The organism is Bacillus sp. IT-79MI2, assembly GCF_949768135.1.
Classification (GTDB): domain Bacteria; phylum Bacillota; class Bacilli; order Bacillales; family Bacillaceae_G; genus Bacillus_A; species Bacillus_A pseudomycoides.
On the sequence record NZ_CATKPV010000139.1, the window covers coordinates 57,437 to 77,536 of the forward strand.

18 protein-coding genes, 1 pseudogene and 2 other annotated features are annotated in these 20,100 nt (G+C 33.6%); of the genes and pseudogenes, 6 read left to right on the forward strand and 13 right to left on the reverse strand.

Going from position 1 to position 20,100, the window contains the following annotated elements; translation table 11 throughout:
* Positions 1 to 86 precede the first annotated feature (86 nt).
* Positions 87 to 320 (reverse strand) — a binding site (T-box leader).
* Positions 321 to 375: 55 nt separating this feature from the next.
* Positions 376 to 608: a binding site (T-box leader), on the reverse strand.
* Between the two features lie 114 nt (positions 609 to 722).
* Complete coding sequence (locus ACM6HU_RS27750; RefSeq protein ID WP_016115220.1) at positions 723 to 4,217, reverse strand: DUF4020 domain-containing protein; 3,495 nt, start codon at positions 4,215 to 4,217, stop codon at positions 723 to 725.
* Between the two features lie 186 nt (positions 4,218 to 4,403).
* Here ACM6HU_RS27750 and ACM6HU_RS27755 point away from each other — a divergent pair, with 186 nt between their 5' ends.
* Positions 4,404 to 4,847, forward strand: a complete 444-nt coding sequence (locus ACM6HU_RS27755; RefSeq protein WP_016115221.1) for a YndM family protein — start codon at positions 4,404 to 4,406, stop codon at positions 4,845 to 4,847.
* Positions 4,848 to 4,903: 56 nt separating this feature from the next.
* On the opposite strand, the gene ACM6HU_RS27760 is transcribed toward ACM6HU_RS27755, so the two are convergent.
* The gene (locus tag ACM6HU_RS27760) at positions 4,904 to 5,650 is read right to left on the reverse strand and encodes a formylglycine-generating enzyme family protein (protein WP_016115222.1); all 747 of its coding nucleotides are present in this window, start codon (positions 5,648 to 5,650) and stop codon (positions 4,904 to 4,906) included.
* Between the two features lie 339 nt (positions 5,651 to 5,989).
* Between ACM6HU_RS27760 and ACM6HU_RS27765 the strand changes: the two genes are divergently transcribed.
* Together ACM6HU_RS27765 and ACM6HU_RS27770 are read left to right on the forward strand one after the other, a co-directional pair.
* Complete coding sequence (locus ACM6HU_RS27765; protein ID WP_077294103.1) at positions 5,990 to 6,415, forward strand: SgcJ/EcaC family oxidoreductase; 426 nt, start codon at positions 5,990 to 5,992, stop codon at positions 6,413 to 6,415.
* Between the two features lie 40 nt (positions 6,416 to 6,455).
* Positions 6,456 to 6,923 (forward strand): GNAT family N-acetyltransferase, encoded by a 468-nt coding sequence (locus tag ACM6HU_RS27770; RefSeq protein ID WP_077294100.1) that lies wholly within the window; start codon positions 6,456 to 6,458, stop codon positions 6,921 to 6,923.
* A gap of 80 nt (positions 6,924 to 7,003) precedes the next feature.
* Here ACM6HU_RS27770 and ACM6HU_RS27775 read toward each other — a convergent pair whose 3' ends face one another.
* Positions 7,004 to 7,582 (reverse strand): GNAT family N-acetyltransferase, encoded by a 579-nt coding sequence (locus tag ACM6HU_RS27775; protein ID WP_016132941.1) that lies wholly within the window; start codon positions 7,580 to 7,582, stop codon positions 7,004 to 7,006.
* 39 nt (positions 7,583 to 7,621) lie between these two features.
* A pseudogene (locus tag ACM6HU_RS27780) lies at positions 7,622 to 8,112 on the reverse strand (nitroreductase).
* 335 nt (positions 8,113 to 8,447) lie between these two features.
* Here ACM6HU_RS27780 and ACM6HU_RS27785 point away from each other — a divergent pair.
* On the forward strand, positions 8,448 to 8,828 hold the full coding sequence (locus tag ACM6HU_RS27785; protein WP_016115227.1) for a VOC family protein: 381 nt from the start codon (positions 8,448 to 8,450) through the stop codon (positions 8,826 to 8,828).
* Positions 8,829 to 8,976: 148 nt separating this feature from the next.
* Here the strand turns inward: ACM6HU_RS27785 and ACM6HU_RS27790 are convergent, their stop codons facing one another.
* Entirely contained in the window at positions 8,977 to 9,717 is a 741-nt protein-coding gene (locus ACM6HU_RS27790) for an aminoglycoside phosphotransferase family protein (protein ID WP_016115228.1), read from the reverse strand.
* Between the two features lie 376 nt (positions 9,718 to 10,093).
* Here ACM6HU_RS27790 and ACM6HU_RS27795 point away from each other — a divergent pair, with 376 nt between their 5' ends.
* Positions 10,094 to 10,615 carry an HAD-IA family hydrolase gene (locus ACM6HU_RS27795; protein WP_077294097.1) on the forward strand — a complete coding sequence of 174 codons (522 nt, stop codon included), beginning with the start codon at positions 10,094 to 10,096 and terminating at the stop codon, positions 10,613 to 10,615.
* 214 nt (positions 10,616 to 10,829) lie between these two features.
* On the opposite strand, the gene ACM6HU_RS27800 is transcribed toward ACM6HU_RS27795, so the two are convergent.
* The 4 genes from ACM6HU_RS27800 to ACM6HU_RS27815 all read right to left on the reverse strand — a co-directional run bounded on the left by ACM6HU_RS27800 (position 10,830) and on the right by ACM6HU_RS27815 (position 14,726).
* Positions 10,830 to 11,210 (reverse strand): VOC family protein, encoded by a 381-nt coding sequence (locus ACM6HU_RS27800; RefSeq protein ID WP_016115230.1) that lies wholly within the window; start codon positions 11,208 to 11,210, stop codon positions 10,830 to 10,832.
* Positions 11,211 to 11,439: 229 nt separating this feature from the next.
* Complete coding sequence (locus ACM6HU_RS27805) at positions 11,440 to 12,978, reverse strand: MFS transporter (protein WP_016132942.1); 1,539 nt, start codon at positions 12,976 to 12,978, stop codon at positions 11,440 to 11,442.
* Positions 12,979 to 12,996: 18 nt separating this feature from the next.
* Complete coding sequence (locus tag ACM6HU_RS27810) at positions 12,997 to 13,578, reverse strand: TetR/AcrR family transcriptional regulator (protein ID WP_016132943.1); 582 nt, start codon at positions 13,576 to 13,578, stop codon at positions 12,997 to 12,999.
* Positions 13,579 to 13,679: 101 nt separating this feature from the next.
* Positions 13,680 to 14,726: a DUF2332 domain-containing protein gene (locus ACM6HU_RS27815; RefSeq protein WP_077294091.1), complete on the reverse strand. Its 1,047-nt coding sequence runs from the start codon at positions 14,724 to 14,726 to the stop codon at positions 13,680 to 13,682.
* A 122-nt stretch (positions 14,727 to 14,848) separates the two neighbouring features.
* Between ACM6HU_RS27815 and ACM6HU_RS27820 the strand changes: the two genes are divergently transcribed.
* Positions 14,849 to 15,400 (forward strand): hypothetical protein, encoded by a 552-nt coding sequence (locus ACM6HU_RS27820; RefSeq protein ID WP_016115235.1) that lies wholly within the window; start codon positions 14,849 to 14,851, stop codon positions 15,398 to 15,400.
* 27 nt (positions 15,401 to 15,427) lie between these two features.
* Here ACM6HU_RS27820 and lsrB read toward each other — a convergent pair whose 3' ends face one another.
* From lsrB to ACM6HU_RS27840, 4 genes are read right to left on the reverse strand one after another with little or no spacing between them, the layout of a single operon-like run.
* Complete coding sequence (lsrB, locus tag ACM6HU_RS27825) at positions 15,428 to 16,471, reverse strand: autoinducer 2 ABC transporter substrate-binding protein LsrB (RefSeq protein ID WP_016115236.1); 1,044 nt, start codon at positions 16,469 to 16,471, stop codon at positions 15,428 to 15,430.
* Positions 16,468 to 17,466, reverse strand: coding sequence for an ABC transporter permease (locus ACM6HU_RS27830; RefSeq protein WP_016115237.1), 999 nt, complete (start codon positions 17,464 to 17,466; stop codon positions 16,468 to 16,470). Before ACM6HU_RS27830 ends, lsrB begins: the two co-directional genes overlap by 4 nt.
* Positions 17,463 to 18,440: an ABC transporter permease subunit gene (locus ACM6HU_RS27835; protein WP_016115238.1), complete on the reverse strand. Its 978-nt coding sequence runs from the start codon at positions 18,438 to 18,440 to the stop codon at positions 17,463 to 17,465. The genes ACM6HU_RS27830 and ACM6HU_RS27835 overlap by 4 nt, the downstream gene beginning before the upstream one ends.
* Entirely contained in the window at positions 18,437 to 19,930 is a 1,494-nt protein-coding gene (locus ACM6HU_RS27840) for a sugar ABC transporter ATP-binding protein (protein ID WP_016115239.1), read from the reverse strand. The genes ACM6HU_RS27835 and ACM6HU_RS27840 overlap by 4 nt, the downstream gene beginning before the upstream one ends.
* Positions 19,931 to 20,100 lie beyond the last annotated feature (170 nt).

The following is a 20,100-nucleotide window of genomic DNA, read 5'->3' on the forward strand; positions in this document are numbered from 1 at the left end:
CTATTTTCTGAATTGATATTTTACAAAAACTCATTATGGGATCGATACCGTCTTTCTGTGTACAAAAAATCCCTACTGATTTACTCAGTAGGGACGATATTTATCGCGGTACCACCCTAGTTGCAGACTTGTTTCGTCTACCTCTCTTCACTGTTAACGATCATTTGACCGTCTTTCCCTTCATAAAGATGATTATCTTTACTACGAAAAAGATGCTCCAGGACTGTAATTCGCACTTGTTTTTGTACTGGTTCACACCAACCACCAGCTCTCTGTTACAGGGAAACAACTACTACTCCTTTTCCTTTCAATGCATATAATATTCCATTTTCAAGTTGGGCCACAAAAATACAAAAAGTCCCTACTGATCCAATCAGTAGGGACGATATTTATCGCGGTACCACCCTAGTTGTAGACTTATTTCGTCTACCTCTCTTCACTGTTAACGATCATTTGACCGCCTTTCCTTCATAAAGAACATATATCTTTAATCCGAAAAAGATGCTCCAAGACTGTAATTCATGATTATCCCTGTACTGATTCACACCAACCATCAGCTCTCTGTTACAGTAAGATCCTCACTACTGTGATCTCTTCATCGCACTTTGTTTATTCAAATGTTTTTGAAATTGAATAAGTTATGATTCGTATTATAGAATGCTTTTTAAAATACTGTCAATACCTTTTTATTTTTTTTTTGAAATTCCACTTTTTACCCACTATTAATCTTGTAAATTTGTCATCACAAGTCCAATACGAATCATTTCGTTTTGAATAGATATTAGTAAATCATGCTCCACTTGATACTCTGTTAATAATTGTTTAATCTCGATGATTTCATTTTCAAAAAAATTCGCCTCATGCAAGTGTTGTAATAAAGAAAAAAACAACTCACCATAAGCCTCTACATGATCTTTCATGTTCTTTTTCTTTTCCAAAATAGCCAAAAATAGTTGTTTCATTTCCGCTTGATCGTAACGTTCTGATGGCGGCGAGAAACAAGTAAGAATTGTTTGTAATCCCTTTTCTGCAACTCCATCCATACATAATACAAAACGTAAAAACATGACATATTCCCTACCGGTTATAGAACTCATTTTTGGACGTTCACTCAAAAATCCAGCTAACCAAGCTTCCCAAAATTTTTGTTGTTCTCTCGCGCTTAATGTATTCACATAATAACATAAATGTTCCATAAACTTAATTTTTTCATTTTCCGTTTCCTGTATAAAAAGTGGATATAACCAATCTGCTCGTTGATCCCAATATAATACACATTTAATAAAGACAAAGCTGAGCCACTTTAAGAACACTTCTTTTGTATGTGGATGTAACAAATGTAAATGCTCGACTGCATATTTAATATATCGCTTTATCTCTGTAAATAACGGTAAATTTATTTGTGTATAGCAGAGTCCTGCCCATGCATATTTTATTGCTTTTTCTTGTTTTTTTAAATCGAGATAAGGTAACAGTTTTTTTCTACACCACTGTTTCTCAATATGATATAAAAATGTTACATCTGCTGTTAATCGTGCAAACATGAAATTGGTACTCTGCGAAAATGTTCTCATTTGTTCTTCAAATAAAAACAAGTATTCGTGAATATTCCGATCGTATAAGTGGTCATATGCTAGTAGCTTTAATAATACTGATGTCATCTTTCCAACAGGATGTTGAATAGACTCATTATAAAAGTCATGCTCCTCTATCTTGAAATTCAGATTACCTTTCATTACTTGAGGAAATAAAGAAAAGGCAAAGCGTTTCACCACACGTATACTATTCTCTTGGAATTCTTCTAATCGATTGCTGATTTCATAAAGAAAACTGCTAATTAACCAATGAAAAGATGTATTTCTTACAAATTGTTGCAAGAGTGGAATGATTTTTTGTATTTGTTGATTTGTAAACTTACGATTATTCCTCCATGCCCGAATACAGACAAACCATACTTCATTACTTACCTTACCTTCCCCTACTAATTGATACGCAAGCGAAATACTCCACTCTGTATCCAATTTACATGCCTTTGATAACATTTCTAAAAAATGACGTTGTTCAAAAATACCGTCATGAGAAAAAAGCCTAACTTGTTTCATCATTTCATGGTCTTTCAACTGCAATAATCCATCGGCCGTTACGTTGCATGTAATACTTTGTACAGCATCCTCTACTCGCTTTTCACCGTAACGTTCTGGGGAAAAATGAGGATGTTTTTGTTTCATTTTTTTATATGCTTGTACTGTACAATTACTATTTGGATCACATGTATAAAGTAAATCCATAATAAGGCAAGCATCAAAAGCCCTCTCATTAACAAGGTGTTTCATAACCTTTTGTAACACTTCTTGCTTTCTTTGTTCCGAAGTAAATGGATAATGCTTCTTTAAAAATTTAAATACTTCATGCCTATATGTAACATGTAAAAGCAACTTTTGTTCTAGTAGCCATTTGATTTTTTCATCGTCAGTTACAAATGAATTTTTACTCATCGCAGCTATTGCAATTCGTTTTTGTAATATACTATCTGTTTCTATCATTTGGGCGATATAGTAGTTTGCCTTTCTCTTATTATTTTCACATAAATAGGCGAGACATTCTTTTACAATACGAATTAAAAATGTAAAATCTTTTGGCTGTAAGTCATGCTCTGAAAATTCGACTGTATTATATGTCACACCGTCCTTTTTCTGCAGTGCAGTCTGCCTTAAAAATAACATTTGGATTTTTTCTAACCCTATGACCATAATTGGGTCGGCAAAATATGCGATATGCGGTTTCATTTTTTCATCCCAGATTCTTTGTACAAATGCAAATACAGGAACTGGTAAACGGCTTGTCTCCTCTAATTCAATTGAATCTTGCATATCGTGTTCCCATCTTCTGACACGCTTTAATTTAATTTTCCCATCCAAAATAAACGCCAACAATAAGACGAAAATTTCTTTATGATCAGGAAAGGAACATTTATGTAACAAATATGAAACCAATTCTATAGAGCTACTATTTTTTTCTGCTGTTTCCAGTAAGAGCAATGTCCATTTTGCGAATAATAGCGGTTCAATTTGCTCTTTTGTTTCGTTTAAATACGTACAAATCGTTCGCCATAACAAAGGAGAAATTTTTGAGTGATTTTTATAAATAAGCTGAAATAATTCTTTTTGGTGGCTAAAAAGAAATTGTTTGACGAGCCACTCGGCCAACAATTCATCCTCTTCACTATGAATAGTGGAAAGCAAAAATAAATTTTGGATTTTGCCTTCTGCCTCTAACCATTCTACCCATCCATAATCGCGAGCAAACTCTATAAAATACCGGAGTGTTTCAATTTTTTTTACTGATTGCTTTATATATGATAATTGCTCTTGTTCAACTGATGGTGGAACTGTCACGATATCACGAATTCGCATTCTTTTTGTAATATAATTATCTCCCATTAATTCAGCCCAGCGCTTCACCGCTTGAACAAGTGCCTGATGATTGTTCGCCTTATTTGGATAAACAATGGGCCTTACTCCCAAATGCTCCCAGTGATATGTATTATCTCCTTGTGCAACAAATGCATAACGTTTTGTACTCGGTGGTAAACCTGTTGCTAAATATTTCATGACAGGATCATTATGACTATATCCGATGAATAACACCGTATAATTTGAAAATAAATCAACTAAAAATCTTCTTGCCCAACCCTCTGTTAAGTAAGCCCTTCCAAAATCGCCATCCGTTAATATTAAATTTTCTTTTTCCTGTTCTACATTGCCGTGTATATATGCTAAACCTTTAAACGCTCTACCTGTTGGAAGTGCAGGTGCGTAATATATATTGATATCTCGATTCATTTCCCGAATTACACTTGTAAAATGCTGATCAAAATTTGTAGTAACGATGCGAACATCAATATCATCTGAAAAAAGCCGTGGAATGGCATAGTGTAATGGATTCGGTTTTGAATTTTTCACATCAACAAGATCTTGTGCAACTTGATGTACATCTTTCGTCTTCGCAACTTTTCCAAGATAATAATCATGCGGTTCTGTATTTTCACGCTTTTCAACATATAAAGCTTCCGCAATTTCATCAACTAAATCATCGAAATTTGGTAAGTTTGATTTCCCTTTCATAGAAACTCCTGCTCCGACAAATAATACAAGCCTTCCTTGTTCAAGATTATCAAATAGTTCATCTGGAATTTCTACTTCTGAAGTAATCCACATTTGGATCCCCCTTACCTAAAAATGTCATACACTCTCATTTTACTATAACATTTTTCGCTTATTTTTTTAATATTTTGACAAGATGTTTAACATGAAAAATTTTATTTACAATCATGTACATACATAAGAAATGTATGAACTTCTCGCTTTATACCAAAACTATGTAAAAAACGGGAGGTGTGCAATGTGAGTAATTTTACAATTGTGCTAATCAAATTTATATCGTGTATCATCGCGTTTGCTATCGGACTTGATTTATTTTTCGATGCAACAATTGTTGATGTTATATCCTTTAGCCTGTTTGTAACAATCGTTTCTTATATGTTTGTTGATAAAATCCTTTTGAATCGTATTGGAAATTCCGCCGCTATTATGGCTGACTTTTTGTTAACATATTTAAGTGTGTGGATTTTCGGTAATATTTTATTGGACAATTATATGCAGATCGCATGGGGTAGTATTCTATCTGCTATTGTCTTTACATTATCTGAAGTATTTGTGCATCGTTTTTCTCATACGCATGAACGACACAACAATGAACGAATTAATATGAATGGCCGATTCGCGTATGGAACTGAATTTGCTGAAGAACAAAACATCTTAGATAAAGATAAAGATAAGAAAAAATAAAAAAGAAGGATGTCACAATCTAAATGACATCCTTCTTTTTAAAAATTTTATAATTATCAAATGATTGATCTCGCAATTCTAAATCCGATATCATCTATATAAAAATTAGGCATACTCTTGCGGCGACAAGTAGCTCCACATCCACGTTCTTCTTCTGCCCAACTTCCTCCGCGAATTATTCTGTAAGTACCGAAGGTCTCTGCATCGTATAAGTCCCAGCACCACTCCCAAACATTCCCAATCATATCATGCAAGCCCCATTCATTAGGCTTTTTCTCACCAACTTCGTGTACTCGTTTGTTAGAATTATCTTTATACCAAGCAATTTCATCAATTTCACCATACCGATATCCTTTTGATTTCGCCTTACATGCATATTGCCATTCAGCATCTGTAGGTAAACGAAAACCATTCGTACTATAATTGGAAACAACTGCTTTACTTTCATTATCAAAATCATAAAACTTGTCATAACCTAGCGCATCAGACAGTAAATCACAAAAATTAACTGCATCTATCCATGAAACATTAACAACTGGTTTTTGAGCCTCAGCCGTTATTAAAGATTTCTTTCCCATAATAATCGCATAAAGTTCTTCTGTCACCGTATATTTAGCAAGATAAAATGGGTTTATTTCAACATTCCAAATAACTTCCTTTAAATTTTTTCTACTACCCGGCATTCCAAATTTATAGTTTGAACTAATCCATTTTTGTTCGTTTCGAAAATCTCGTAGGCTGATTTCTCCTTCAGGAATACCCACCATTAAATCTTTTAAGTAATCATTTAAGTTAACTATCATTGTCCTCTCCTAGTCTTGAATTAATGTTTTAAACACTTCTTTCAAGGTGTATTATGACATTGTATTCTGTAACATACCTAATAAACATATTTACCTGTTGAGATAGTATACTGCCCCTCCTTATCCATAACATTATATTATTCTAGACTTATTGAATTAACTCCTCTTACTAAACCTTAATCAATAAATTTCTCAAACCACATAAGTAAATGTATTCAAACCCGTCTCGTTTTCATACATTCGTATTAATTCTTTCTAAAAAATACTACTATTGCCGGATGTTATAACAACTTTACTTTAGTAATCTATAGATACCGAACCAACATAGGAGGAATACATATGTCTAAAGGTTATAATTCCAAAGAACATCAGCAAGAAGAAATAAATGCAATCCAGCAAACGATTACCGAAATAGAAATAGAAATTGCATTTAATGCACATGATGCAGACGAATTAGATCGCCACTTCACTTTGAATGCCACATGGGTCAATGTGCTTGGCAAGCGGCTATCAGGTTGGAGGCAAATCAATGAGACACACAAAGTTCTTTTACCAGGACCTCTTCGGGACTCATACGCTTGTTATACAGTTGAAAGTACTAACTTTATTCGTTCTGATGTAGCTATCGCACATATTAGACAATACCCAACAACCTTTGAAGGAAAAATAATAGAAGATGAGCAAGGGAGCCTTGCTGTTTATGTGATGGTTAAAGAAAAAGAATCGTGGAAAATTGCTGCTGGGCAAAATACGCTTGTTCAATAGCTCTTCCCATATCCCCTATTTAAACTGGAGGTTTCAACTTATGTCTCAAGTAACTCTGAAAAAAATAACTTCTGACAACTGGCGAGAGGCTCTCACGCTTTCTGTAAATATTGAACAACAAAAGTTTGTTTCTGAAGTTACACCACCTGTTGCTATTGCACTTGCTAAAGCATATATTAGGCCGGATGATAGAATGATTGAACCTTTTGGAATTTATCATAACGAGAAAATGGTTGGTTTCTTTAATCTACATTACGAACTAGATCGTCAAAAGGACTTTTGGCTGTTTCATTTTTTTATCGACAAAGGACATCAAAGAAAAGGATTTGGAGCCGCGGCAATAAACGAATTAATTAACCATTTAAAAATCGTTCATCCATCTTGCCATCGCATTCGCTTAACTGTGCATCCTGAAAATGATTCGGGTCAAAAATTCTATTCTAATCAGGGGTTTACCGATGATGAAATTCTCACATACGGTGAACTAACCTATTCCTTGTATCTTTAGAATTTTTTTAGCATGATAACGAACAAAGGGTGCCATGAAAAGCTCTAAAGACACTCTTTGTTCGCGTGAAGCACTATAGGTTATATCGGACTATCTTTTAATCTCAAATACCAATATATTGCAACTTCATCATTTTGCTCATTTATCCCTTTATATACAAGAAAATCAAAGCCTCCTATAACAAAGCCACAACTTTCATAAAACTTGCACGCTTTAACGTTATTGTTCTGTGTCTCCAGCATGATTCCTGGCATTTCACAAACTTGTGCCCAATCCTTTGCCCGCTCAATTAATTTCCTACCAACTCCAAGCTGTCTAAACTGCTTATCTACTTTTATATCTTCCACGTAAGCAAAACCATTCCAGTTTCTCTTTACTATAATCATTCCAATTATTTGGTGATTCATAAACGCCAAATAATTTATCTTATCTGGATTATTAACATATTCACTATAATCTAAATCATTCTCTTGATCCTCTTTATATATATCTTCTGAATAATTTTTCTCATAGCTTGGTATTTCCCGTACTGTGTATTCTATTCGTTGATTCTTCGCTCCTAATGAAAGAACTAACTTAGAATCAACCGTAAAACTGTCATCAATTTCAGGAAATTCATTCAAATCCTCTAATTCTAGTTTCCTAATTATAATGTCCATCCTTATCTCCTCTAAATAAAATACAATATTTTCCTCGTACTAAATATTTATAGCAATTCCAGCAATGAATAAACTAACAATTATGAGGAAAGGCGTACCAATCATTGCTCCTCTTAGATGCATCTTATAATCTTTATATCCCTTCATCCCTTCTGTACTAGGAATAACAACAAATCTCGGGGTAATCCGGCAAAATATAAGCCAATCTAGAATGAGTAAATCAACTAAGTTAAAAATCATTAAAATTCCAAAAGAATGTAAGAAAGCATCTATAAAAAATAATTTCTTATGTTGATTTAGTAAAAAAGTTGAAATGAAGGGTGTTCCAAAAAGAATTACATTATATACAATTCCAAAGTATAAAGTTTGTCTTTTTTCAGTAATTGTTTTGGCAGAACAGATTTTTGAATATCCTTAGGATAGTCATTTAACCATAGACGAGGATTATAATATAATGATCCCAAAATTATTATGGATAGTATAATAGACATAATTGTTCCAACGAGCAACATTTGTTCATATTGACCCATAAATTATTCTCCTCCTTAACTTGTAATTACCGTAAAAATATTAAATTACTATGTAAAGACTCATTCTATTAAAAAACCTATGTATTCCCACATCAGAAAATTAACATAAATCTTTGCTAAATAACTTTTTCATTTCTATGTTTAAAATCGATTTCTTTCAGCATCCACTCTTATTTCTTGACATATCATTTCAAACTTCATAAAGTAAAACATTATGAAGTTTGAAGTTCTCCATCTCTCACATAACTTCTTTGCTTCCGCTAAATTTTGAGGTGGGAATGTTACTGTCTATTAATGCGGGATAAATTCACGTAAGAACAGGACTGGTGAAATAAATGAAAATTGAACATATAGCAATTTGGGTGAATGATTTAGATACAATGCGCACTTTCTATACACAATACTTTAATGGAGAGGCGAATTCTTTATATCACAATAAAGCTAAACACTTCGAATCTTATTTTATTACTTTTGAATCTGGAGTACGCCTTGAAATTATGCGAAAGAAAGGAATAGAAGATAAACCTAATCCCAATATAACCGGGTATGCTCACTTGGCTTTTTCTGTTGGTAGTGAAGAAAATGTGAATCAACTAACCAAAACATTAAAAGAAGCTGGATATCCGGTATTAAATGGACCACGTTTCACTGGAGATGGCTATTATGAGAGCGTAATTAGTGATCCAGAAGGAAATCAAATCGAAATAACTATCTAGCATAACTTTTCAATATATAAGTTAAAAAATAATATAACAACCAAAAACCGTTCAAAAATTTTGAACGGTTTTATTATCTAATTCTGTCGCATTAAAAAATTTGATTATTACAGAAATGCTAGTTCTATCGTGTTCCTTAATGACAATACTAGTCTACTAATCTCTTTAGATGTTCTATGTTTTCTGAAGATACTTTTTCTGACAATCTTGCCCCAGCAATAATAGGAGCCCACTTTATAACTTCATCCCTTGATAAACCAGCATTTTTGCAATATATACGTAAATACATTTCAGCCAACTCTACTGAAGCCTGGGCATACAACAAATATGTTCGGTAGACATCGGCACGAATATCTCCCGCGCTAGCATCCACCCAATCAATAATTTTCACATTATCATTACTCAAAATCAAATTAAATGGATGAAAATCCCCATGACATAGCCTAGGTTCAAATACCATTGAATCCAATTTTCTTAACAATTTACCCTTTTGTTTCTCATCTAGATTATGTGCTGATTTAATCTGGCGATATAGTTTTTCTGACATCGGTTCAAGTAAATCCGAATCAACAACAACAGCATGCACCTTTTGTTGTGCATTAACACAAATACTTATGTAATGCTCAGCTCGTTCCATATTATGAATTAAGAGATCACCTACTGTTTTCCCTTTTACATATTCCATTATAATTGCTTGCCTACCCTTTATTTCTGTGACTTCTAATACCTTTGGGACTTGAATCCCGCATGAATAAGCGTATTCTTGTTTCTTTGCCTCATATAAAGATTCTGTATTTGGAAAGTGCTTTTTAAACACTTTCACAATTTTATTATCATAAAGATATATCTTTGCTGTATTCCCAATAGCTATCGGATTACCTAGGTTCAATTATTCCCTCTCCTTAAGATAAAGTGAAACTTTAATCATTTGGGGTTTCTTCACCCCCACTGACTATCAGCCCTCACCAATTAAGCTTTTACGGGCAGCCCTATCTTCACCCAACTTCTTTGCTTCTGCTGAATTTTGAGTCGGGGGTTTTACTGCACGCGAATAGCGGGATAAATCACAATAATATCCTGCGTTTCATTTAATAAATTCGATGTAATTATAGTGAAAACCTTCCCCCTTACATTAACAGAATATCTACATTTGAGTTTTAATTGGGATTATCCCCTGTTCGTCCATGCGGGTAGTTCAATAAAAGAAGGAGTTTACGTTAGCTTGACGAATTTATACTGATATAATTATAAAAAGGGTGGTTTAATTGAACATTTTGTGGGATTTTGATGGAACATTATTTGATACTTATCCTGCGTATACAAAAATACTCTCTCAGGTTTTAGGAGATACAGTGGATAAACAGGAAATCTATGAAAAGTTAAAAATTTCGTATTCTCATGCAATTGATTACTATAACATTTCCAGCAATAAAGAAGAAGAAATCTTAAAATTTGCAAATAAAAATGTAATTATGACCCATAAGCATAGGGACGGAATTTCAGCCATATTAAAGTACTACGGATGGGATAAATACTTTGTTGATATGGTTACGATTGACGATGGTTTTCCTCGAAAACCCAATCCATTAGCATATATTCATTTGCACACAAAACACAGAATCAATTTAGTTATTGGAGACAGAGAATTAGATTTATTACCCGCAAAAAAATTAGGAATTTCAACATGTATGTTTCAAAGTCAAAGTGATTTAGCTGATTATCATTTACAGGACTACTCAGAATTTTTTAATACCAATATTTCGTTAACAAAACAGGCGATTGATTAACAATACATACAGTAAAAGGACCAAAGTTTGGTTCTTTTATTTTTATTACTATCAACATAATACTTTAACAGAGCCAATTGAACTCCCCCCACCTTCACTTCGTTTAGAGGAGGGGGATGAATCGGTTAAAATGATAAAAAAAGACCCTGTAAAACAGGATCTATACAAACTTTAAAACATCGTGTTCATATTTCAAATCGATTTATACTCTTAATTAATTTTTCTCCATAATTGCAAAGTAATTCTTCTCATGATCAGCAAAATTAAACGCTCTACCAGACGGCATATTTACAATTTCTCCAACTGTAATTTCTTTCTCTACAAACTCTTTATATAATTTATCGATATCTTCAGTGAAAAACAACATGGAGGGTGTACTAAGATTTAATTCAGGCTGCATCTTCGCAATTAATTCTTTATTATGTAGAACAATACTCGTTTCTGCTGTCTCTGTTGGCGCGATTTCAATCCATCTAAACCCTTGACCGTTATCTTCATCCGCAACTAAGTGGAAACCTACTTTTTCTGTCCAAAATTGCACAGCCTCATCTTGATTATTTACATATAACATAATTTGACCGATTTTATGAATCATTATCTTTTCTTCCCTTCTTCTACTTCAACTTCAATTGTATTAAGTATATACGAACTAGCGTTCTTTTTAAAGTGCTTTTATACTAAACTTTCACTTTAAATATTTTATCTTCCTTAATATCTTGAAATGAGGATTATCAATTAAGTAATAGCCGATACAGATCTAATAACCATAATAACATTATGTAAATTAAGTTGCTATATTCTCTCTTCATTTTAACCTGTATGTCTTAATTTATTGTCCTTTTTCTATTCATGTATATTTCCACTACACTACAAATAAGTGCCAAAAAGAAAATAAATGCTCCTATTAAAAAAGTTTTATTAAAACTACGAATAACCCCGTATTTATATTTCCATTTAATTTGTTCGTAGAGTTTATTTCCTTCCTCTGATTCCATGCTTACATATTTCTTCTCATCACTTGTTTGTATTACGTGTAGTATTTTTTGTTTTTCAAAGTCTGTTTGATTGCCTTTTTGAATCATCGCTTTCACTTGTTGCTTTATTTCTTCTTTTTCGATAGATAATTGATGATTTAAAATCACAACTAATATCGCTACACCTACTATACTTCCTACTGTTCTAGAAATATTAGATATACTTGACGCAATACCTGATTTTTCGGTTGGAACACTTAAAACGGCAGTTGTTGTCAATGGAGCAAGCGTACACCCTGCACCAAAACCTACAACCACGAGTCGCCAAATATAATCCCAATTTGAAAAGCCTGATTCCATATGACCAAATAAATACGAAGCGATTATAAATGCGATAATTCCTATACTACCGATAACACTACTTCCACGTTTTGCAGCAATGGGTGTCATAATCGCGGTAACTACCATTGATACTACCGCAAGTGTACTAATAATCATCCCTGATTGAAGCTCGCTCATTCCATCTACTTGAACTAAGTAAAATGCAAAAACAAATAAAAAGTTCATTAAACCCATGCCTACAAAAAATAATGAAAGATTTGAAAACGAAAACTCCTTATATGAGAATAAATATAGGGGTAACATCGGATTTTCACTTTTCTTTTCAATAAAGATAAACAATATGAAGCTTATAAAAGAAATAACAAAGAGAAGACTTATACTTAGCGGACTTAAACTCGATTTATTTACTTGTATCAGAGCGTACACAAGTAAAAACAATGCACATGATGAAGTAACCATACCTGCCCAATCTATTTTAGAACTAGCTGTATGATCATATGATTCTTTAATAAAAAGAAAGACAAAGATTAAGGATAGAATACCGACTGGAACATTAATAAAAAATACCCAGTTCCAACTTAGTTTATCTGTTAAAACACCTCCAAGTGATGGACCAATCGCTGCAGCTAATCCACCAAAAGCCCCCATAACTCCACCTATCATACCTTGTTTTTCTTTTGGCACAAGTTCAAGTCCAAGCGGCATCGCAACAGGTACAATTATGGCTGCAGAAATTCCTTGTAACACCCGAAAAATTACTAATGTATGAAAAGATGTTGCCACTCCGCACATAAGTGAGCTGATAGAAAACCCTAATAACCCAATAACATACAGCTTCTTGCGGCCAAATTGATCCGCAAGACGAGCTGCTATTAATAAACAAGTAACAAAAGCGACATTATATCCATTTGCAATCCAAGAAATTGTATCAATAGACGTATGAAATGTTTTTGTCATTTCTGGCAATGCAATATTTACAATATTTGAATCTAAAATTGCCATGAAGAATCCTGCAACTAATGCAAATAGCGCAAATAATTTTCTCATGTTTCCATTTCCTCTCTCTTAATTTTTCTTATTTGAAATCCCGTTAATAAATAGAGTTACACATGTCTCTATGTACTCTTCTAATTGAATATCCTCTTCCGTTATACTCACATTCATAATATATAAGAATAATTGTCCATAAAACATGTTCGCTATTAAACGATAGTTACATGTAATAATATGTCCCTTCTCTCCAAGTAGCTGTAAATATGTTTCTAAATGGTCAACTAAATGTGAATTTAATTCATGAAGTAATCGTTTCATTTCACTATTTTGTCTAGATTCTAGTAATGCTGCCCAAATATAATTTAATTTTGGTAAGTTTACCTGAATGTATGTTTCTGCAATCTTTGTAAGGTCTTTATTTAAATCACCTGTAAACTGTTCTTCTAATTCCTCTAATAAAGCAACTGGGGTTGTTCGCAAAATAATACTTTCCCGAAATAAATTTTCCTTGTTTTTAAAATTACGAAAAATTGTCAACTCGCTTACCCCTGCTTTTTCTGCAACTTCACGAATTGTCGTGGCCGTATATCCCTTTTCACCAAATAATAAAGTCGCTGCTTCCATAACCTTTTCTCTCGCTGTTGGTTTTCCCATTCTAATTCCTCCATCCAATATGTAAGTAAGTGATTACTAACATATTATCATAAACAAAAATGAAAGTAACTAGTTACTTTCATTTTTGTTTATTCATAAGTCTAACAAAGCGATTTATCGCCCAACCTCCAACTAAACCAACGCGCATGGCCATCCGTTTCTCCAACAGTTTCATTGTATTCTTTCCCATTCATAAAATAATCAAGATGAAGATCTCTATCCCACATATTGTTATAAAGATGGAAAACATCCCGTTTCGCACCAATTTCTTTAACTTTTTCTACTAATTTATGTTTTACACTCTCTGGTATTTGATTCGCTACATGTGTATGGAAAACACAAATCACCGAATCCTCTGGAATTTGTTCTGCAATTTCTGAAAGAAGAGCTACTCCATCCCCTTCTATTAATTTTACAGATTGTTCTTTTAAACAAGCTGCTGCGTGATCAAACATTTCAAGTCGTTCTTTATGCTCAGACCAAATAAGTGAGCGTAACCATAAGTAATCTTCCTCATTATTTAAATCATTTATATGTAAATCAAGTCCGATTCTTTCTACGACAGGTGGACTTTGTTGTAAGAAAAATGGCTGATTCTCCCCTTTTATTTCTGATTTCAAATGAACTTTAGAGTCTTTATTTCCAAAAACCTCTCCTGTTCCATAAGAATAGCTATACTGATCCCAGAACAGCTGTAAACCAGCACTTGTCCCAATTTCAATTAGCGCTAAAGGCTTGTTCACTTTATTAAATATATAACAAAAACTCGGATATAAATATGTACATCGTCTTACTTCGTTTGTCTGCACTAGCTTTGTTTTTAAAATATTGATTATCTCTTCCCTATGAATCTGACAAAAATCTTTAAAATGTTGAAAAGAATGTTCTAGATTTTTTTCTGGAGCCGAAACAAGGCTACCATAGTATTGTTTTAATACATGATTACTCCCTTTCAGTAATAAATAGTGAACAGCACCAAGTAATAAGTTAGGAGTTGGCTGACCAAGTTGTGCGTGTGACGCTAATGCAAGGATTTCCTCGTCTTCTGAAATTTTTAATGATAAATGTTCATATAAATCGCTCGATCCTTTACATTCTTTTATAGAAAAATTTCTAAATAAGTTGGAGATTTGTTCTTGTGTAAGCAAATCGACTCCTCCAATCGCATAATTTAATATTCAGAATAATTTTAACATAAATACAATTATTAGGATATTTGTACTTATTTTGCTAAAAAGACTTATCCTTCAAGATAAAAGGAGGCAGCAAGTTGAATAGAAATATAACCTATACTTTCCTCATATTAATCACATTTCTTATTAGCTGTTCAAAAGAGCAATCCTTTTATATGTACTTCCATGAAAAGATGCAAAAAATGCATTTTGGACAAAAGAACAATTCCTACACTCTCATTCATACAGAAATGAATGTTTCACAAGAAAATGATGCCGTAGCAATATTTACAGAACAAAATCAGCAAGGAGAACAAATATTCATTGCTTATTTTGAAAAGGAAAGTGACAAGTGGAATTGGATAAGAACTACAGGAACTGAATGGAATAGCCCTGTAAGATGGACTTCCATGCATCAAATCCCTTACATTTATGCTGGAACAATTCGTGATAACGCTATTACTAAAGTTTATGTCGGGAACAAAAATGCAAAAATCATTACTGTTGAAGGAACAAAAAGGTTTTGGTATGTCGTTAGTAATACAGAATGGGCTGAGGTTAAAATTGAAAAAGGTGATGGTACACAAGAAGTAGTTGGACAAATTGATGAAGAGATTCTAAAAGATTGGCATAATAAAAACGTCCGATAAAAATACCGGACGTTTTTCATTTCAACATTAAAAATTATACTTATCAATATTATCCTTCGTAAATACAACTCTTTCTGGTAATACAATGATTCCATTTCCATCTGCTTCATAGTCATAACCTTGAATAGAATTCGGTTCCACCTTTACTTTACCTATATTCGGAACTTCAAAGCTATCGCCAACTTTTAATTTCTTTCCTTTTACCACAATTTCATTTGCAACATAAGTGGCAAGTGCGCCTTGTTGTTTTACATCCCATAGCCCAAATTGCTGAACAGTTCCACGTTTTACATAATCACGCATTACGTTTGGAGTTGAAAATCCTGTCACAACTACCTTTTTATCCATTTTTAAGTTTTCAGCAGCTTGTGCCATTGCTGGAAGTGCTGTTGCATCAGGACAAATCACTGCATTAATATCTGGATACGTTTTTAAAATGCTTTCTCCAACCGATAATGATTTTTGTGCATTATTCTCTCCGTACTGCGTCGTTACAATTTCCCAATTTGGATATTTTTCTTTTATAATCTCTTTTGCTTTTGTTACCCACTGATTTTGATCTGTTACAGTCGGACTTGAATAAAAGAATGCTACTTTTCCTTTATCTCCAATTTGTGATGAGGTCATTTGAATTAATAAATTTGCCAGTTGCTCCGGCGTTCCTTGGCTTATATAAAATGAACGGTCTTTCGGATTTACATCAGAATCCCATGTCAACACCGTCATTCCTTTTTTCTTAGCGCGTTGTAATGATTGTGAAAGTCCATCAACCGATGTAGATGAAACCATCAATGCATCATAGTTTTGATTAATAAAATTGTTTATATATTTTACTTGCCCTGATACACTAGCCTCTGACGGCCCATCATATTTCACTTGTACCCCTAATTTATCTCCCATTTCTTTTGCCCCTTCACCACCTGATGTAAAGAAGCCAACCCCTGTCAATTTCGGAATGAAAGCAAATTTCACATCATCTGCTTTTTTCTTGTCTGCTGTTTTGCTAGAACATGCGATTAAACCGATGATACAAACACATGTAATGATAAAAATCCCCAGTTTTCTTTTCATGACATTTCCCCCTTATGCAATTTCCTTCTTTTCCACATAGTGAGTTGCTGTAACTTGAAATGCCTAATAATAACAGAGAGGATAAGTATAATACCAATAACTACATTTGACTGTTCGTTCGTTAAACCTGTCATTTGTAAACCGTACTGCATCATTCCAATAAATATACTTGCTAGTACTGTTCCAAGAATACTTCCTTTTCCCCCAGTGATGAGTGTCCCACCTAATACAACTGCCGTAATAACCGGCAGAATTGTCTCGCTTCCAATATCAGCTCGAGCTGAGCCAAAATATGCTGTTAAAAAAGCCCCTCCTAATCCACCTCCTAACCCAGAAAGAATATAGGCAATAGTTACTATTTTTTTTGTTCGAATACCCGAATATTTAGCTGCCTTTTCACTCGCACCTGTCAATATGACATAACGTCCGTACCTTGTTCGATGAAGTAAGAGTGTAAACAAAACAGTCAAAACGAAAAGTAACCATACTAAATTAGGAATTCCTATAAAACTTCCATTTGCAAGTTGCACGTAAGAATCCGGTAAACCACTTATCCCTTCATATCCACTGGCATTTGAGCCACCCGAGATAACAAGTGCAATTCCTGCATATAAAAACATCGTTCCAAGTGTAACAACAAGAGGTTCTACCTCTGTCGTTTTAATAATCACCCCGTTGATACAACCCGCTAGACAACTGATAAACAAGGCAATAATTACAGCTAAAATAACCGGAATTCCATTCATCCAGAGTACACCAATAAGAATTGAAGTAAGCCCCATAATCGATCCTACAGATACATCGATTCCACCTGTTATAATTACAAAAGTCATTGGAATTGCGGCAATCGTAATAAAAACGAAGTCATTCATACTGAAAAGTAAATTACTAATATTTAAAAAATCACTGTTTAACAAACCAAAGAGAATGAACTCTATAATAAGTAATACAATAAGAACTCCTTCCCATCTTAAAAATCCACGTGCATACTTCATAGATTCATCCTTCTTTCTTCCAACTGTCTTATTCCCTTCCATTTTTTTAAGATGCTGTCTAATATAATAATAAGTAACAGTAAGAATCCTGATATAGCACTATTCCAAAAAGCAGGTATTTTTAAAAAGACTAATGAACTACTTATAACTTCTAAAAAAATCGCTCCCAGTGCTGCTCCAAATATAGAACCTGTTCCACCTTTTAGATGAATTCCGCCGAGAACAGCGGCAGCAATTACTTGTAACTCAATTCCTGTACCAGTTTGATTTGGCACAAAGCCGATATTCATAACAAATATGCATCCTGCAACCCCTGCGCTCATCCCAGAAATAATAAATGCATATATTTTCACCTTGTCTACCGGTATTCCAATGAGGCGTGCTCCGTCTTCGTTATCTCCGGCAGCATAAAAATATCTTCCAAAAGGTGCTTTCGTTAAAAAGATATATAATAATAGTAAAATAGCCAAAATGATCCATACTGTAACTGGAAGCCCTAGTATCATGACAGAAGACATCTGTTTATAAGACTTAGGAATATCTTCAATCCATTTGCCGCCTGTATATATCAACATCGCTCCTCTAATAATCCCTAACATTCCTAATGTCATAATAATTGCCGGTACACGAAACTTCGTAACCCCAACGCCGTTTATCATTCCAATCACAGCTCCAAGCAAGATTGCAACAATGATTGAAATTAAGATGCTATTACCATTTGTCAAAAACATCCCACAAATTGCTGCGCTTAATCCCATAATAGAACCGACTGAAACATCAATATTTTTAGTAAATAATACGAATGATTGACCAATAGCTAGTATGACTAAAATAAGACTTGATTTCACAATTAAAGAAAGCGAACTAAACTGAACAAAACTAGGATTAATAATTCCTACGAGGGCTATGTAAATAAGTAATAAAATAATAATGGATGTTTCATGCATTTTAACTATATTTGAAAAACGTTTCATTCCGTTACACCTTCCCTTCCCACATATGCAAGGCGTGTAACTTCATCTATACAAACTTCTCCTTTCTCTAAATGAGAAACAAGTTTTCCATTCCTCATCACATATACCCGGTTTGCTAATTGAACAATTTCTTCTACATCTGAGGAAATTAATAAAATCGCAAGCCCTGATTGTTTTAAACTTTGAATTGCCTCATATACTTCTAATCTTGCTTTTGCATCAATCCCGCGCGTTGGTTCATCGAGAATAATTAATTTAGGTTCACAGGCAAGATATTTTGCTAATACAACTTTTTGTTGGTTTCCACCTGATAAAGATGTCATTTTTTCATCTACATTGGAAACAACTATCCGAAACTTATTCATATACAATTCCATTAAAGCGCTTTCTTTTTTGTGTTTTAAAAAGAATGGGCTCATCCGGTGTAAAGAAGCTGCCGTTATATTTTCTTTAACAGACCGAATTGAAAAAATACCACTCCCTGCCCTATCCTCCGGAACATATACCATCCCTTTATCTAATCGCTTACTCGTAGAACACTTTGCAATTGACTCCCCTTCTAATAAAATATCCCCTGACAGTATGGGCCTTATCCCATATAACACTTCTGCTAATTCCGTTCTACCCGATCCAACAACACCAGCAATCCCTACAATCTCCCCAGCATGTACATTTAGTGATATATTCTGAAATGCATAACTCGACAGATTTGTTACCTCTAATACTTGTTGAGAAAGTTTCATCGTTTCTTGAGGTGCCTCTTTCTTCTCCTCTTGTTTATAATCTTTAGGCAATAATCCCTCCATTAGCATGTCGTATGTATAATCTGATACATCCCCTTGACTCACTATCATTCCATCACGCAAAATAGCTACTTTATTTGCAATCTCAAAGATTTCCGGAAAACGATGCGTAATATAAATCATTCCGATTCCCTTTTCTTTTAAGTCTTTTATCAGCACAAAAAGACTCTTTATTTCATGAGTTGTTAATGTCGATGTTGGCTCATCTAAAATAAGAATCTCTGCTTCTCTTATTAATCCTCTTAATATTTCTACTAATTGTTGCTGTGCAATTGATAATGAACTTCCAATTGCACGCAGTTCTATGTTCCACCCTAAACTTTTTATCAAATCTTTTATCTTTGTACGAAGTTCCTTCTTCTTTGCTTTTATTCCAATACATATATTTTCTTCAATTGTCATATGAGGAAAAATTAACGGTTCTTGTGGAATTAAATAAATACCATTTAAATGTGCTTCCGCTGGATTAGAAAAACTTTGCACTACTCCCTTTACATACATCTCCCCGGCATCATAAGAGTATAAACCTATTAATATTTTCATCAATGTTGATTTCCCAGCACCGTTTCCGCCAACTAAAGCATAAACATCGCCATAGTCTAATTCTAAATTCACTTCTTTTAGTACCCTTTGTTCTGAGAATGATTTACTCATTTGCCTCACTTTTAATAAGGGGGCATTCTCCACATCTTGTCACCTGCCTTTATACAGAACAATTTTTGAGAAAATGATTTTTTGTTCTACTTGTTTTGTAGCATTGTATATCCCTTTTTTCATATCTAGAACAAATTTTTCTTGAACACAATTACTACTTCTATCGGTATAAACAAAAAAATAAGCACATATGTTTAAGCATC